At 64.9% G+C, this 14,710-nt stretch carries 11 protein-coding genes and 2 rRNA genes (1 of these 13 only partly in view); 7 read left to right on the top strand and 6 right to left on the bottom strand.

Annotated elements, in window-relative coordinates:
* Nucleotides 1-2,600 (top strand): 23S ribosomal RNA (locus tag SMAL_RS20280); it begins 280 nt to the left of the window's first position.
* Nucleotides 2,601-2,725: 125 nt separating this feature from the next.
* Nucleotides 2,726-2,840, top strand: a 5S ribosomal RNA gene (rrf, locus tag SMAL_RS20275).
* A 430-nt stretch (nt 2,841-3,270) separates the two neighbouring features.
* On the opposite strand, the gene SMAL_RS20270 is transcribed toward rrf, so the two are convergent.
* From SMAL_RS20270 to hemH, 3 genes are all read right to left on the bottom strand, one after another.
* On the bottom strand, nt 3,271-5,376 hold the full coding sequence (locus tag SMAL_RS20270) for a methyl-accepting chemotaxis protein (RefSeq protein ID WP_012512525.1): 2,106 nt from the start codon (nt 5,374-5,376) through the stop codon (nt 3,271-3,273).
* 290 nt (nt 5,377-5,666) lie between these two features.
* The gene (locus SMAL_RS20265; RefSeq protein ID WP_012512524.1) at nt 5,667-6,521 is read right to left on the bottom strand and encodes an alpha/beta fold hydrolase; all 855 of its coding nucleotides are present in this window, start codon (nt 6,519-6,521) and stop codon (nt 5,667-5,669) included.
* Nucleotides 6,518-7,480, bottom strand: a complete 963-nt coding sequence (hemH, locus tag SMAL_RS20260; protein ID WP_012512523.1) for a ferrochelatase — start codon at nt 7,478-7,480, stop codon at nt 6,518-6,520. Before hemH ends, SMAL_RS20265 begins: the two co-directional genes overlap by 4 nt.
* A gap of 165 nt (nt 7,481-7,645) precedes the next feature.
* Here hemH and SMAL_RS20255 point away from each other — a divergent pair, with 165 nt between their 5' ends.
* From SMAL_RS20255 to tatC, 4 genes are all read left to right on the top strand, one after another.
* Nucleotides 7,646-8,545: a lipid-binding SYLF domain-containing protein gene (locus SMAL_RS20255; RefSeq protein ID WP_012512522.1), complete on the top strand. Its 900-nt coding sequence runs from the start codon at nt 7,646-7,648 to the stop codon at nt 8,543-8,545.
* A 75-nt stretch (nt 8,546-8,620) separates the two neighbouring features.
* Nucleotides 8,621-8,848 (top strand): Sec-independent protein translocase subunit TatA, encoded by a 228-nt coding sequence (gene tatA / locus SMAL_RS20250; protein WP_012512521.1) that lies wholly within the window; start codon nt 8,621-8,623, stop codon nt 8,846-8,848.
* Between the two features lie 15 nt (nt 8,849-8,863).
* Nucleotides 8,864-9,361 (top strand): Sec-independent protein translocase protein TatB, encoded by a 498-nt coding sequence (gene tatB / locus SMAL_RS20245; RefSeq protein WP_006403547.1) that lies wholly within the window; start codon nt 8,864-8,866, stop codon nt 9,359-9,361.
* Nucleotides 9,358-10,107, top strand: a complete 750-nt coding sequence (gene tatC, locus SMAL_RS20240; protein ID WP_006403544.1) for a twin-arginine translocase subunit TatC — start codon at nt 9,358-9,360, stop codon at nt 10,105-10,107. Before tatB ends, tatC begins: the two co-directional genes overlap by 4 nt.
* Nucleotides 10,108-10,197: 90 nt before the next feature.
* Here the strand turns inward: tatC and SMAL_RS20235 are convergent, their stop codons facing one another.
* The 3 genes from SMAL_RS20235 to SMAL_RS20225 are packed head-to-tail and all read right to left on the bottom strand — an operon-like array spanning nt 10,198 to nt 13,714.
* The gene (locus SMAL_RS20235) at nt 10,198-11,109 is read right to left on the bottom strand and encodes a BPSS1780 family membrane protein (RefSeq protein ID WP_012512520.1); all 912 of its coding nucleotides are present in this window, start codon (nt 11,107-11,109) and stop codon (nt 10,198-10,200) included.
* A gap of 51 nt (nt 11,110-11,160) precedes the next feature.
* Nucleotides 11,161-11,907, bottom strand: a complete 747-nt coding sequence (locus SMAL_RS20230) for a glutamine amidotransferase (protein WP_012512519.1) — start codon at nt 11,905-11,907, stop codon at nt 11,161-11,163.
* Complete coding sequence (locus SMAL_RS20225) at nt 11,879-13,714, bottom strand: GspE/PulE family protein (protein ID WP_012512518.1); 1,836 nt, start codon at nt 13,712-13,714, stop codon at nt 11,879-11,881. The genes SMAL_RS20230 and SMAL_RS20225 overlap by 29 nt, the downstream gene beginning before the upstream one ends.
* An 83-nt stretch (nt 13,715-13,797) precedes the next feature.
* On the opposite strand from SMAL_RS20225, the gene glyQ reads away from it, so the two are divergent.
* Nucleotides 13,798-14,709 carry a glycine--tRNA ligase subunit alpha gene (gene glyQ / locus SMAL_RS20220; RefSeq protein ID WP_006403404.1) on the top strand — a complete coding sequence of 304 codons (912 nt, stop codon included), beginning with the start codon at nt 13,798-13,800 and terminating at the stop codon, nt 14,707-14,709.
* Nucleotide 14,710: the final 1 nt, after the last annotated feature.

Genomic DNA, 14,710 nt, shown 5'->3' with positions numbered 1-14,710 from the left:
CTAGGAAAACGCTCTGGAAAGAGCGGCCATAGAAGGTGATAGCCCTGTATCTGAAAGGGCCATTTCAGTGAAGACGAGTAGGGCGGGGCACGTGAAACCCTGTCTGAACATGGGGGGACCATCCTCCAAGGCTAAATACTACTGACCGACCGATAGTGAACCAGTACCGTGAGGGAAAGGCGAAAAGAACCCCGGAGAGGGGAGTGAAATAGATCCTGAAACCGTGTGCGTACAAGCAGTAGGAGCTCCGCAAGGAGTGACTGCGTACCTTTTGTATAATGGGTCAGCGACTTACTGTTCGTGGCAAGCTTAACCGTATAGGGGAGGCGAAGGGAAACCGAGTCTGATAAGGGCGCATAGTCGCGGGCAGTAGACCCGAAACCGGGTGATCTAGTCATGGCCAGGGTGAAGGTGCCGTAACAGGTACTGGAGGCCCGAACCCACGTCTGTTGCAAAAGACGGGGATGAGCTGTGATTAGGAGTGAAAAGCTAATCGAACCCGGAGATAGCTGGTTCTCCTCGAAAGCTATTTAGGTAGCGCCTCATATGTATCCTCTCGGGGGTAGAGCACTGTTATGGCTAGGGGGTCATCGCGACTTACCAAACCATTGCAAACTCCGAATACCGAGACGGACTGTATGGGAGACACACGGCGGGTGCTAACGTCCGTCGTGAAAAGGGAAACAACCCAGACCCACAGCTAAGGTCCCAAATTTTGTGCTAAGTGGAAAACCATGTGGAAAGGCACAGACAGCCAGGAGGTTGGCTTAGAAGCAGCCACCCTTTAAAGAAAGCGTAATAGCTCACTGGTCGAGTCGGTCTGCGGGGAAGATTTAACGGGGCTAAGCACAAAACCGAAGCTTGGGGTGCATAACTTTGTTATGCGCGGTAGAGGAGCGTTCCGTAAGCCGTTGAAGGTGGATTGAGAAGTCTGCTGGAGGTATCGGAAGTGCGAATGCTGACATGAGTAACGATAATGCGGGTGAAAAACCCGCACGCCGAAAGCCCAAGGTTTCCTTGCGCAACGTTAATCGGCGCAGGGTGAGTCGGCCCCTAAGGCGAGGACGAAAGTCGTAGTCGATGGAAAGCAGGTTAATATTCCTGCACCTCGCGTAAGTGCGATGGAGGGACGGAGAAGGTTAGGTGTACCAGGCGTTGGTTGTCCTGGGGAAAGGCGGTAGGTTTGGATCTTTGGCAAATCCGGGATCCTTTAAGACCGAGCACCGAGACGAGCCTTTATGGCGAAGTCACTGATACCACGCTTCCAGGAAAAGCTCCTAAGCTTCAGCTTACGCAGACCGTACCGTAAACCGACACAGGTGGGTAGGATGAGAATTCTCAGGCGCTTGAGAGAACTCGGGTGAAGGAACTAGGCAACATGGCACCGTAACTTCGGGAGAAGGTGCACCCTTTTTGGTGGCTCGTGCGAGCTATAGCTGAAGAGGGTCGCAGTAACCAGGCCGCTGCGACTGTTTATCAAAAACACAGCACTCTGCAAACACGAAAGTGGACGTATAGGGTGTGACGCCTGCCCGGTGCTGGAAGGTTAATTGATGGGGTCAGCCGCAAGGCGAAGCTCTTGATCGAAGCCCCAGTAAACGGCGGCCGTAACTATAACGGTCCTAAGGTAGCGAAATTCCTTGTCGGGTAAGTTCCGACCTGCACGAATGGCGTAACGACAGCGGCGCTGTCTCCACCCGAGACTCAGTGAAATTGAAATCGCTGTGAAGATGCAGCGTTCCCGTGGCAAGACGGAAAGACCCCGTGAACCTTTACTATAGCTTTACACTGAACGTTGAGTTCGTCTGTGTAGGATAGGTGGGAGGCTATGAAACTGTGGCGCTAGCTGCAGTGGAGCCATCCTTGAAATACCACCCTGTCGTGCTTGACGTTCTAACCTGGGCCCATTATCTGGGTCGGGGACCGTGTATGGTGGGTAGTTTGACTGGGGCGGTCTCCTCCTAAAGAGTAACGGAGGAGCTCGAAGGTACGCTCAGCGCGGTCGGACATCGCGCACTGTGTGCAAAGGCATAAGCGTGCTTGACTGCAAGATCGACGGATCAAGCAGGTAGGAAACTAGGACTTAGTGATCCGGTGGTTCTGTATGGAAGGGCCATCGCTCAACGGATAAAAGGTACTCCGGGGATAACAGGCTGATACCGCCCAAGAGTTCATATCGACGGCGGTGTTTGGCACCTCGATGTCGGCTCATCACATCCTGGGGCTGTAGTCGGTCCCAAGGGTATGGCTGTTCGCCATTTAAAGTGGTACGCGAGCTGGGTTCAGAACGTCGTGAGACAGTTCGGTCCCTATCTGCCATGGGCGTTGGAGATTTGAGAGGGGCTGCTCCTAGTACGAGAGGACCGGAGTGGACGAACCTCTGGTGTTCCGGTTGTCACGCCAGTGGCATTGCCGGGTAGCTATGTTCGGAAGCGATAACCGCTGAAAGCATCTAAGCGGGAAGCGCGCCTCAAGATGAGATCTCCCGGGGCACAAGCCCCCTGAAGGAACCATATAGACTATGTGGTTGATAGGTCAGGTGTGTAAGTACAGCAATGTATTGAGCTAACTGATACTAATGATCCGTGTGGCTTGACCATATAACCTCAAGTTGCCTTGGCTTTACGACAGCGTCGTAAGAGCATCCAAGTGCACGCTACGTCACAAGAACTATGCGAGGCTGGCGCCTTGTCCTCCGGGACGAGTGCGACTCTCCAAAAGCCTCCCTGGTGAAATTAGCGCTATGGAACCACCCGATCCCATCCCGAACTCGGAAGTGAAACGTAGCTGCGCCGATGGTAGTGTGGCCTAAGCCATGCGAGAGTAGGTCATCGCCAGGGTTTATACCCAAAACCCCGCTGCTCACGCAGCGGGGTTTTTCTTTGTGTCCCGGATAATGATTCGGGGATTATCTTCCGATGCGGGATTGCGCCTTCGGCGCAGGGCGCAGGGATAAAGCTGCCGGCCAGCGGCCGGCACTACCTGCAGATCCAGGCCGCGTGCGGATGGATTGTTCCCGGGAAGAGCGGCGCCAACCAAGGTTGGCAGCTACCCACGGCAGGCTGACCGGCAGCAGATCCACGCCATGCGTGGATGCTCTCCGCGCCGGAACTCCGATGGCAACCAAGGTTGGCAGCTACCAGCGGTAGCCGGCGCTGGCGGATCCAGCGACTCCGGCAACCACCTTTTCCTGACCCGTCACGCAGAACACGCAAAGAAAGACGGCGCCCTGCGGGCGCCGTCCTCATCAGATCGGGTTGTTGGTCGCGATCAGGCGACCAGGGCAATCCCCTGCGGTGACTGCTGGCGGAACACCGATACCGCTTCGGTCAGCGTTCCGGCCTGCGACTGCAGCTCGCGCGCCGCGGCGGTCGCTTCCTCCACCAGCGCAGCGTTCTGCTGGGTTGCCTGGTCCATCTGCACCACGGTCTGGTTGATCTGTTCGATACCGATCGACTGCTCCTGGGAGGCGGCCGATATCTCACGCATCAGGTGACTGACGTTCTCCACGCCGCCCACGATGCCCTGCATGCGCTGGCCGGCGTCGGCCACCTGCTGTGCACCGTCGCCGACCTGGCGACCTGCTTCGTCGATCAGCTTCTTGATCTCCTGGGCTGCAGCAGCCGAACGTTGTGCCAGGACGCGAACCTCGCTGGCGACCACGGCAAAGCCGCGGCCCTGCTCGCCGGCCCGTGCTGCTTCCACCGCGGCGTTCAGTGCCAGGATATTGGTCTGGAAGGCGATACCGTCGATGACGCCGGTGATGTCGCCGATCCGCTTCGACGCGCCCTCGATGGCCTGCATGGTGTCGACCACCTGCTGCATCGCGGCGTTGCCGTCGCTGGCCGCGCTCTGCGTGGCGGCCGCCAACGTACTGGCTTCCCGCGCGTGGGCGGCGTTCTGGCGCACCGTGGCCGTCAGTTCCTCCATCGATGCCGCGGTTTCCTGCAGGTGCGCGGCCTGACGCTCGCTGCGTTCGGACAGCGCGCCGTTGCCGGCGGCAATCTCGCTGGCTGCGGTGCTGATCGACGCCGCGCATTGCTGGATGTGGCCGACCATCCGCGCCAACTGCCCGGCGGTGGCATTGGCGTCGCGCTGGATCGCAGCGAAGGCACCGTGGTATTCACCGTGCATGCGCCGGTCGAGATCACCGTTGGCCAGGGCCGAAAGCATCTGCCGCACTTCATCGATAGTGCCGCCCAAGGTATCGAGCAGCTGATTGATGCCACCGGTCAGCCCATCCAGGAAGCTGGCGCCCTCGCTGGCCTGCAGGCGCTGATCGAGATCACCCGCGGCAGCTGCAGCGACGATGCCGGCAACTGCGTTTTCCAGGGCCAGCTCATGGGTGCGGTCGTGCCACTCCACGGCGAAGCCCAGCCGCGCGCCCTGCGCGTCGAACACCGGGGTGACTACCTGTGCGAAGTGCACCGGGCCGATCTGCACCTTGCCGTTGTGGGTCACCTGCAGGCCGTTGAGGATGGCGCGGATGCGGTCAGGGTTGGCATGGAAGCGATGGATGCTGCTGCCAACCAGGCGTTCGGCGTCGAAATCGGGAAACGCCTGGCGCAGGGTGGCCTGCTGGTTGCGCAGCAGGGCCACCACCGAGCGGTTCACGTAGCGGATCACGTGATCATTGTCGGCAATCATCATTGCCGTGCGCGATGCATCCAGTGCCTGGCGGATCTGTGCGTTCTCGGCATTGGCCTCTGCTTCGCGGCCGCGCTGCGCCTGCACGTGGCGGGCGGTATCGGCCAGCGCGTGCGCCAGCGAGCCCGGGGCATAGGCGCTCGTGTCCGTGTGTGCACCGAGATCGGCGCCGGTGGCGATATCACGCGCGAGCGCGGCCAGTCGGCGTGGACCGTGGCCGAGGGCTTCGGTCTGCTGGCGCAGGCGCAGCGCGACCTGGCCAAGGAACAGGGTCAGGCCGGCCAGCAGGGCGGCCGGCAGCACGGTCGGCAGCACCGCAGCGCCATCCAGCATCGGCGCCAGCAGTGCGAGCGTGCCGACACCACCGGCCAACCACACCGGCAGGCGATCGCGATGACCCAGCAGCGCGCCCAGCAGCAGTGCAATCGGCAGCGCCGGCGACAGACCGGTGATCGCACACAACAGCGTCAACTGCAGTGACAACAGCAGCGCCAGGCCATTGCGGGCGATGGCCTGACCCGCCTGCGGGCCAGCAAGCCACACGGCAGGCAATACCGCGACGGCGGCCAACGAGGCGCTCAGCACCTGCGGGCCGCGCACAGCCAGCAGCAGGCCGGCCACGGCCAGGGCCGCACTGCCAAGCAGAAGGCGACGATCAGCACTGCGCGCGAGCTGCTGCAGATGTGGCAGGCGGGCGGTATCGGGGGGGCGGGAAGATGCAATGGACATCGGCGACTCCTGGATCAACAAACGACAACGGCCATGCCCTGGTGCACGCGCAACGGCGTGGTCATGGCATGGACCGGGAATTGGGGGAATGCGACGCGATCAACGCCGCAGCGACGGCGCGCCGTGACCCCATCCTGTGGGTGACGGTGCAGTAAAGCGGGCATGCGGACTTCCTTGCAGAACCAGACACACGCCGCAGGCCCGACCGGACCCGCGTGCCGCGGGCGCAGGGGCCCGCAACTGGTGTATCGGCCGCAGGCGCGCAGAGTGAAGTGCGCGCCGGTCCGGACTCAGCCGGCGTTGTCGTTGTTGAAGAAGCGCAGGATCACTTCGGCGATCCGTGCCGGGTCTTCCATATGCAGGTGGTGGTTGCCGGGAAACACCGCCAGCCGTCCATCACGCAGGTGCCGCAGGCGATCACTACGCATCGGCTCCGGATAGTAGGACTGCGCCGGCGTGGCATAGATCACCTGTGTCGGGCAGGCGATGGCCTGCAGCAGGTTGTCGATCTGGCCTTCGCTGAGGCGGATCGCGGTGGGCAGCATCAGGCGTGGATCACTGCACCAGCGGTAGCCGCCTTCCACGGGTTCGACGCCGCGTTCGACCAGCAGCCGTGCGCAGCCTTCGCTGAGCTGGTTGGTCATCATCCGCGCGCGGATCGGTGCGGCCAGGTCGGGAAATACACGCAGCTGTTTGCGGGCCAGGCCACGGGTGGCATTCACATGCTCGCGCAGGCGGTTGGCGGTTTCTTCCTCGGGCCCGCGCAGGCCACCGAGTGCTTCGATCGCCACCAGCCGTTCGATACGGTCGCTGACCGACGCGGTGAGGCTGGCGATGCCGGCGCCCATCGAATGGCCGAGCAGGGTGAAGCGGTCCCAGCCCAGCGCATCGGCGACATCGAGCACGTGACAGATCGCGGCTGCGGTGGTGTAGCTGGCACCGGCCGGCAGATGCGCGCTGTGGCCATGGCCGGGCAGGTCGATCGCCACCAGCTGCAACGATGACAGATGGGGTGCCAGCGGCATGAAGCTGGTCGCGTTGTCGAGCCAGCCATGCAGGGCCAGCACACGCGGGCCGTCGCCGTGGTTGCGCAGGCCGGCGACGCGGGCGCCACCCACCTCGAGCTCAAACGGCTGCAGGCTCATGCCAGTGACGCCACGGCCAGCCGTGCCAGCGCACGCGCGTGATCCGGTTCGGCGTTGAGGCACGGGATATAGCGCATCGTCGCGCCGCGTTCGGCCAGCGTTTCGGTGAAGCCCATCGCCACTTCTTCCAATGTTTCCAGGCAGTCGGTGGCGAAACCCGGGCAGACCACGTCGATCTGCTTCACGCCGGATTCGGCCAGCGCCCACAGACTGGGCTCGGCGTACGGCTGCAGCCAGCGTTCGCGGCCGAAGCGCGACTGGTAGCCGAGTTGCCACTCGTCGCTGGCCAGGCCCAGTGCATTGGCGATGGCACGTGCACTGGCCTCGCAGCGCTGCGGATACGGGTCACCGCCATCGGCCAGGCGCTGTGGGATGCCATGGAAGGAGAACATCAGCGTCTGGCCGCGGCCCTGCTGCTCCCAGTAGCGCCGGATGGAGCCGGCAACCGCCTCGACCCAGCCCGGATCGACCGAATAGTCGCGGACCAGGCTGACGGTCACTCCCGGGTTGCGGCGCTGCCAGGCATCGACACGGTCTTCGACCGAGGCGGTGGTGGTCGTCGAGTACTGCGGATACAGCGGCAGCACCACGATGCGACGCGCGCCTTCGGCGGCCAGGCAGTCGAGCTCGCTGCCCAGTGCCGGTTCACCGTAGCGCATCGCATGGCGTACCGTCAGCGACGGCAGCAGCGCCTGCATGGCCTGCGCCAGCTGGCGGGTGTACACCATCAACGGTGAGCCGTCGGGCAGCCAGACCTGGGCGTACTTGGCCGCCGAACGGCTGCTGCGCAGCGGCAGGATCAGGCCGCGCAGCAGTGGCTGCCACAGCAGCGCCGGGATCGAGACCACGCGGGGGTCGGACAGGAATTCAGCCAGGTAACGGCGTACGGCAGGAGCCGTCGGCGTCTCGGGCGTGCCTAGGTTGACCGCCAACACGGCGGTATCGGGTGCGTCGAGCATGGTGGCTATTGTCGCCGATCCGATGCCGCGCCGGGATGCAGGGTTCGGATTGCAGGCATAGCCCACGTCAATGTGAGTGGGCAACGCTCATTGGCGATTCATGGCAACACTATTAATTTCAGTCACTTGCTATATCTTCCTATGGACTGACTTCTGGAGCCTGCCATGCGTCGCCCGATCCAAGCCCTGCTGATCGCCGCCACTCTGCTGTCCAGCCAGGCCATGGCCGGACCGCAGGAAGACCAGCGCGCCCGCAATGCGGTACGTGTGCTGGCCGAAATCCAGGGAATTCCTGAACAGGGTATTCCTGACAAATTGCTGGACGAAGGCCGCGCCGTCATCGTCATTCCCGACACGATCAAGGCCGGTCTGGTCATTGGTGGTCGCCGTGGGCATGGCCTGATGTCGGTACGCATGCCCAACGGCGCCTGGTCCAACCCGGTGTTCATCAAGCTTACCGGTGGCAGCATCGGCTTCCAGGCCGGTGTGCAGTCCTCCGACGTGGTGCTGGTGTTCCGCAACGACCGCAGCCTGGACAATCTGGTCAACGGCAAGTTCACCCTTGGCGCCGATGCCGGTGTCGCGGCGGGCCCGGTTGGCCGCAATGCCGCTGCTGCGACCGACGGCCAGCTGAAGGCCGAGATCTGGTCGTGGTCCCGCGCCCGGGGCCTGTTCGCCGGTGTTGCTCTTGATGGTGCGGTGCTGCAGATCGACGATGCCGCCAACCTCGACGCCTACGGCAGCAACACCACACCGCGGATGATCTTCGAAGGCCGTGCGGCGGGTTCGCCGTCGATGGATGTGGTCGCCTTCCGCGACCGCCTGGAAGAGGCCACCTACGCCGCTCGCAACAACCGCAACGGCAACGGCAATGGCGGCAACGCCCCGCGCCCGGCAGCCGCCCCGGCTGCCGCGCCGGCGCCTGTTCAGGCAGCGCCGGCCGCGCCGGCCGAAGCCACCACCGCGCCGCTGCAGAACGTGCCGCAGACCCCGCCGCCGCAGCAGCAGGGCTTCCAGCCGGTCACCGACGGTGAAATCCGCACGGAAACGCTGGGCGGAAACTGACTTTCGTCACGCGCGCCGGCTAACACCCGGTGCGCTATGCTCGACAGCCTGATCACTAACGTAACGAGCGTCTTTATGGGCAGTTTCAGCATCTGGCATTGGTTGGTCGTGCTGGCCATCGTCCTGCTGGTGTTCGGCACCAAGCGCCTGACCAGCGGCGCCAAGGATCTCGGTTCGGCGGTCAAGGAATTCAAGAAGGGCATGCGCGACGAGGACAAGCCGAACGCGCAGCTGGGCGATGAATCGCGCAGCCAGGATGCCTCGCGCACCGCGCAGGACGAGCACGACCGCACCCCACGCTGATCCGGAGCGGTTGCGGTGTTTGATATCGGCTTCAGCGAACTGCTGGTGATTGCGGTGGTTGCCCTGGTGGTGCTCGGTCCTGAGCGCCTGCCCAAGGCGGCCCGCTTTGCCGGCCTGTGGGTACGTCGTGCCCGCAATCAGTGGGATTCGGTGAAACAGGAACTGGAGCGCGAACTGCAGGCCGAGGACATCAAGCGGCAGATGCAGGACGTGCGCCAGGGCATGCAGGACACCGAGAACCAGTTGCGTGCCAGCGGTGAAGCAATCCGCCGCGAAGCGCAGCAGGCGCAGCAGCAGGGCGATGACCTTGTGCAGGAGGTGCGTACACCCGCACAGGCGGATCTGCCGCCACACCTGAGCCAGCCGTCCGAGACCGATGCGCCGGCACAGGACAGCGGACCGGTTTCGACCACGGCTGCTACGGAAGGCGTTGTTTCTTCAGGGGCCGTTCCTGCCACGTCCGCTGAAGCCGGCCCGACGCCGCCGACGCAGAGCACGGAGCGTCATCCATGAGTGAACAGGACTTCGGCGAAAGCTCGCTGGTCGAACATCTGGTGGAACTGCGCGGACGCCTGGTACGCGCGCTGCTGGGCCTGGGCGTAGTGCTGCTGGGCCTGCTGCCATTCACCCAGAAGCTGTACAACGCCTTGGCCGAACCGCTGGTCTCGCAGCTGCCGAACGGGCAGACGATGATCGCCACCAACCCCGCCGGCGCCTTCTTCGCCCCGCTGAAGTTGACCTTCTTCGTCGCCCTGTTCGTGGCGGTGCCGTGGCTGCTGTACCAGCTGTGGGCGTTCGTCGCCCCGGGCCTGTACGCGCGCGAGAAGCGCCTGGCGGTGCCGTTGCTGGTGTCGTCGGTGCTGCTGTTCTACGCCGGCTGTGCCTTCGCCTACTTCCTGGTGCTGCCGGCGGTGTTCCACTTCCTGACCACCTTCAGCCCGGACGTGATCGCGATCACTCCGGATGCGAACGCCTACCTGGACTTCGTGCTGGCGATCTTCTTCGCTTTCGGCGGCAGTTTCGAACTGCCGGTGGCGATGGTGATCCTGGTGCTGCTGGGCTGGGTGACGCCGCAGCAGTTCAAGGAAGGCCGCGGTTACGCGATCGTCGGCATCTTCGTGGTGGCGGCGGTGCTGACCCCGCCGGACGTGGTCTCGCAGCTGATGCTGGCGATCCCGATGTGCCTGCTCTACGAACTGGGCATCCACGCCGCACGCTGGCTGGTGCCGTCGTCGGTAGTGAAGAAACCCGCCGCCTGATGCGGTAGCGCCGGGCCGTGCCCGGCGTGTCTTGGTTCTCGATGCGATGCCGCCCGCCGGGCATGGCCCGGCGCTACCGTTGAGCGACCGTCAGGCGTGGAACACGTCGCTCGAGGTCGGCGTGGTCGGAATCGGCGGGGCCGCGCGGCTGCCGCGGTGCACGAACATCTGCTTCCACGCAGCGTAGACCGCGCCGACATACAGCGGCATCAGCACCGTGGTCAGCACCAGCTGGGCGATGAAGGCCGCGGCGAGCGGGCCACCGATCAGCATCGCGACCTGGATCACGATCACGAACAGGATGTACATGCAGAACGCGGCGATCAGGCCGAGCGCGGCGAACACGAACATCGCGCCGATGTTCTCGATGCAGCCCTGCAGGCTCAGGCGCAGCGCATGCATGCCGCTCTGCTTGTCGAACACCACCAGCGCCGGCTGGGTGAACATCGCCAGCGACAGCGCCACCGCGCTCAGGAACACCAGCAGCATCCACAGCGCGATGCGCTTGGCCGGCAGGTTGGCGACCAGTGCGGCCGCGTCGTCCGGCTTGATCTGCTGGCCGCTGCGGCTGATTTCTTCCATCTTGGTCATGACCTCGCTGAAGGCGGTGAAGCCCTCGCGGCCGATCATCATGAACAACAGTGCGCCCAGCAGCAGCACCGCCAGCACCTGGATCGCCAGCGGCACCAGCAGGTGGCTGACGCGGTGGTCGCGGATCGGCTGCAGCAGGTGCGAGGCCAGGCCCGGGCGGCCTTCGTCGATCTCGCCCACGGCATAGAGCATGCCGCCGAACATGATCGGCGAAATGGCCAGGGTCATCAGCTGCACGGCCATGCCGGCGGCACCGGGAATCAGCGTCGACAGCAGGGTCACCACCCAGCTCACCAGCAGCCAGGTCAGGCCGATCCGGGCCAGCTGCAGCGGCGCACGCCGGTACAGGGAGAACGTATCGAGCAACCATTGAGCGCCCGCCGAGGCCGGCAGCTTGCGAATCTCTTTCATGGACATCCGGGAGGGACAGAAAGGGGGCCGGGCAGTCACCCGTGCCGCCGATTATCCCTGTTTTGTCGCCGGCTGGGCTGAAGACAGCCGCGCCTGGCGGACGAAGCGGCGCAACAGCTGGCGGGCCAGCGGTGCGGCACTGACCGCACGCTCGATGCTGCGGGCGCAGCCGCCGTGGCGGCCGATGCAGTCGGCGCGGGCACGCACGTAGCCGCGCATGTGGTGGGTGGCGAACTCGGGATGGAACTGCACGCCCCAGGCCTGGCGCCCCCAGCGGAAGGCATGGCAGCCGTCCAGCGGAGAGCGCGCCAGTACCTCGGCACCGTCCGGCGCGCGCAGCACCGTCTGCAGGTGGGTGGCATGGGCGGCGAAATGCTGCGGCAGGCCCTGGAACAACGGGTCCTGCGCGGCCTGCGGCTGCAGTTCCAGCTCGATCGTGCCGGACTCGCGGCCGGCCGGGTTATAGGCCACCTCGCCGCCCAGCGCGTGCGCCAGCAGCTGGTGGCCGTAGCAGATGCCGAACACCGGCAGGTCGTCGTGGGCGGTCTGGCGCAGCCACGCTGCACTGCGCTCGCTCCATTCGGCATGGTCGGTGACGAAGGCAGCCGAGCCGGTCACCAGCACGCCGGCGAAGGCATGCGGGTCGGGCAGGTCACCACCGTGTTCGACATCGACCACCACCGTCTCGTGCTCTTCCAGCCCGGCGGCAACGCGGATCCAGTGCGGGAAGCGCCCGTAGCGGCGCAGTGACGGCACCGGGCGGCCGGTTTCAAGGATCAGGAATGGGGCTGGGTTCATCCGGGGGCGGCAGGACTGACAGGACTTCCTCGATTGTAGTCAGCCCCTGCGCCACCTTTTCAAGCCCGGCCTGACGCAGGGTTCGCAGCCCTTCAGCCCGCGCGGCGCGGGTGAAACCGGCCAGATCCATGTCGGCGCGGATCTGCCCGCGCAGCCGCGAACCCAATGGCAGCAACTCATACAGGCCGATGCGGCCGAGGAATCCGGTGCGCCGGCACTCCAGGCAACCGACCGGCCGACAGGGCGTGGCGGCATCTGGATATGCAGCATGGCTATCAGCCAGCACCGCCCAATCGGCCGCGCCGAAGCTGTGCGGTTGCTTGCAGTGCGGGCACAGCGTGCGCACCAGGCGCTGGGCAAGGATGCCGTTGAGGGTGCTGGCCAGCAGGTAGTGCGGCACGCCCAGGTCGAGCAGGCGGGTGACCGCCGAGGGCGCGTCGTTGGTATGCAGGGTGGACAGCACCAGATGGCCGGTCAGCGAGGCCTGCACCGCCATCTGCGCGGTTTCCAGGTCGCGGATCTCGCCGATCATGATGATGTCCGGGTCCTGCCGCAGCAGGGTGCGCACGCCGCTGGCGAAGTCCAGGTCGATATTGGTCTGCACCTGCATCTGGTTGAACTCGGGCGCGATCATCTCGATCGGGTCCTCCACCGTGCACACGTTCACGTCCGGCGTGGCCAGGCGCTTCAGCGTCGAATACAGGGTGGTGGTCTTGCCCGAGCCGGTCGGGCCGGTCACCAGCACGATGCCGTGCGGGCGTTCGACCAGTGCATTCCAGCCCGCCGCCTCCTGCGGGCTGAAACCGAGCTGGTCGATGCTCTTGAACGCGGCATCGGGGTCGAAGATGCGCATCACGCACTTCTCGCCGAAGGCGGTGGGCATGGTCGACAGGCGCATCTCGACCTCGCGGCCGCCCGGCGAACGGGTCTTGATGCGGCCATCCTGCGGGCGCCGGCGTTCGGCCAGGTCCATGCGGCCGAGCACCTTGATGCGGCTGACCACCGCGGTCATCACCGCCGGCGGTACCTCGAACACCTTGTGCAGCACGCCGTCGATGCGGAAGCGCATGCGCCCCATTTCGCGGCGTGGCTCCAGGTGGATGTCCGACGCGCGCTGCTCGTAGGCGTACTGCAGCAGCCAGTCGACGATATGCACGATGTGCTGGTCGTCGGCGTTGACGTCGCCGGTGCGGCCCAGCTCCACCAGCTGTTCGAAGCTGGGCAGGGTGGTATTGGCTTCGCCACGCACGTCGCCTCGGGCGCCGCGCACCGAACGGGTCACCCCGTAGAACTCCATGGTGTAGCGGTGCAGGTCCAGCGGGTTGACCACCGCCAGTTCGATGCGGCGCCGGGTCAGGTGCTGCAGGTCACGGCGCCATTCCTGCACCAGCGGCTCGCTGGTGGCCACCAGCACGCGCTCGGCATCCACCGCCAGCGGCAGGAAGCGGTGGCGGCGTGCATAGGCATGCGAGACCAGTGCGGTGACGGCGGCAACGTCGACCCGGGTCGGATCGATACGCAGGTAGCGGCTGCTGGTGCGCCGCGCCAGCCACTCGGTGAGGCGTTCCAGGGTCAGTTCGCCGCCGCCGCTGGCCGCCAGCTTGAGGTTGGACAGCAGCACCAGCGGGTGCACTTCACTGGCATTGCGCGCGCCTTGTGCGGAAAACCGCATGCGTTCGCGCTCCTGCTCGGCCACCAGGCCATCAGCGATCAGGGCCGCGCCCACCTGTTCGAACTGCAGGCGACCCCACGGCAGCGGTACGCCGCCAGCCTCGCCGGGCGTGCCCACCGGCAGCCGATGTTCCATCTGCCTGCTCCTCCCGGGTACGGAATGCCCCGCAGGTCGGCCGCTATACTAGCGCACCCCCTTGCCGGCCAAGACTCGTACGCATGTCCGCGACCCCGACCGTTCCGATCACTTTCCAGGGCCTGATCCAGACCCTGAACCAGTTCTGGGCCCAGCAGGGCTGCGTGCTCATCCAGCCGCTCGACCTGGAGGTGGGCGCCGGTACCTTCCACCCGGCCACCTTCCTGCGTGCGATCGGTCCGGAGAGCTGGAACGCGGCCTACGTGCAGCCCTCGCGCCGCCCGACCGACGGCCGCTACGGCGAGAACCCGAACCGCCTGCAGCGCTACTACCAGTACCAGGTGGCGATGAAGCCGGCGCCGGACAACATCCAGCAGCTGTACCTGGATTCGCTGAAGGCACTGGGCATCGATCCGCTGGTGCACGACCTGCGTTTCGTCGAGGACAACTGGGAATCGCCGACGCTGGGCGCCTGGGGCCTGGGCTGGGAAGTCTGGCTCAACGGCATGGAGGTGACCCAGTTCACCTACTTCCAGCAGGCTGGTGGCCTGGAGTGCCGCCCGGTGCTGGGCGAGATCACCTACGGTCTCGAGCGCCTGTGCATGTACCTGCAGAACTGCGACAACGTCTACGACCTGGTCTGGACCTACGGCCCGGACGGCCAGCCGGTGACCTACGGCGACGTCTACCACCAGAACGAGGTGGAGCAGAGCACCTACAACTTCGAATACGCCGACGTGGAAGAGATGTTCCACCGTTTCGATGCCTGCGAACGTGAAGCGCAGAAGCTGGTGGAAGTGAACCTGCCGCTGCCGGCCTACGAGCAGGTGATGAAGGCCAGCCACACCTTCAACCTGCTGGATGCGCGCCGCGCGATCAGCGTGACCGAGCGCCAGCGCTACATCCTGCGCGTGCGCGCGCTGGCCCAGGCGGTGGCCAAGGCGTACTACGAGCAGCGCGAGAAGCTGGGCTTCCCGGGCGCGAAGAAGGCCTGAC

The organism is Stenotrophomonas maltophilia R551-3, from assembly GCF_000020665.1.
GTDB classification, from domain to species: Bacteria; Pseudomonadota; Gammaproteobacteria; order Xanthomonadales; family Xanthomonadaceae; genus Stenotrophomonas; species Stenotrophomonas maltophilia_L.
This window is presented reverse-complemented; position numbering and strand designations above follow the sequence as displayed.

Coding starts and splice junctions, on each gene's coding strand:
- SMAL_RS20270 (WP_012512525.1), bottom strand. CDS start 5,376: ATGTCCATTGCATCTTCCCGCCCCCCCGATACCGCCCGCCTGCCACAT.
- SMAL_RS20265 (WP_012512524.1), bottom strand. CDS start 6,521: ATGAGCCTGCAGCCGTTTGAGCTCGAGGTGGGTGGCGCCCGCGTCGCC.
- hemH (WP_012512523.1), bottom strand. CDS start 7,480: ATGCTCGACGCACCCGATACCGCCGTGTTGGCGGTCAACCTAGGCACG.
- SMAL_RS20255 (WP_012512522.1), top strand. CDS start 7,646: ATGCGTCGCCCGATCCAAGCCCTGCTGATCGCCGCCACTCTGCTGTCC.
- tatA (WP_012512521.1), top strand. CDS start 8,621: ATGGGCAGTTTCAGCATCTGGCATTGGTTGGTCGTGCTGGCCATCGTC.
- tatC (WP_006403544.1), top strand. CDS start 9,358: ATGAGTGAACAGGACTTCGGCGAAAGCTCGCTGGTCGAACATCTGGTG.
- SMAL_RS20235 (WP_012512520.1), bottom strand. CDS start 11,109: ATGAAAGAGATTCGCAAGCTGCCGGCCTCGGCGGGCGCTCAATGGTTG.
- SMAL_RS20230 (WP_012512519.1), bottom strand. CDS start 11,907: ATGAACCCAGCCCCATTCCTGATCCTTGAAACCGGCCGCCCGGTGCCG.
- SMAL_RS20225 (WP_012512518.1), bottom strand. CDS start 13,714: ATGGAACATCGGCTGCCGGTGGGCACGCCCGGCGAGGCTGGCGGCGTA.
- glyQ (WP_006403404.1), top strand. CDS start 13,798: ATGTCCGCGACCCCGACCGTTCCGATCACTTTCCAGGGCCTGATCCAG.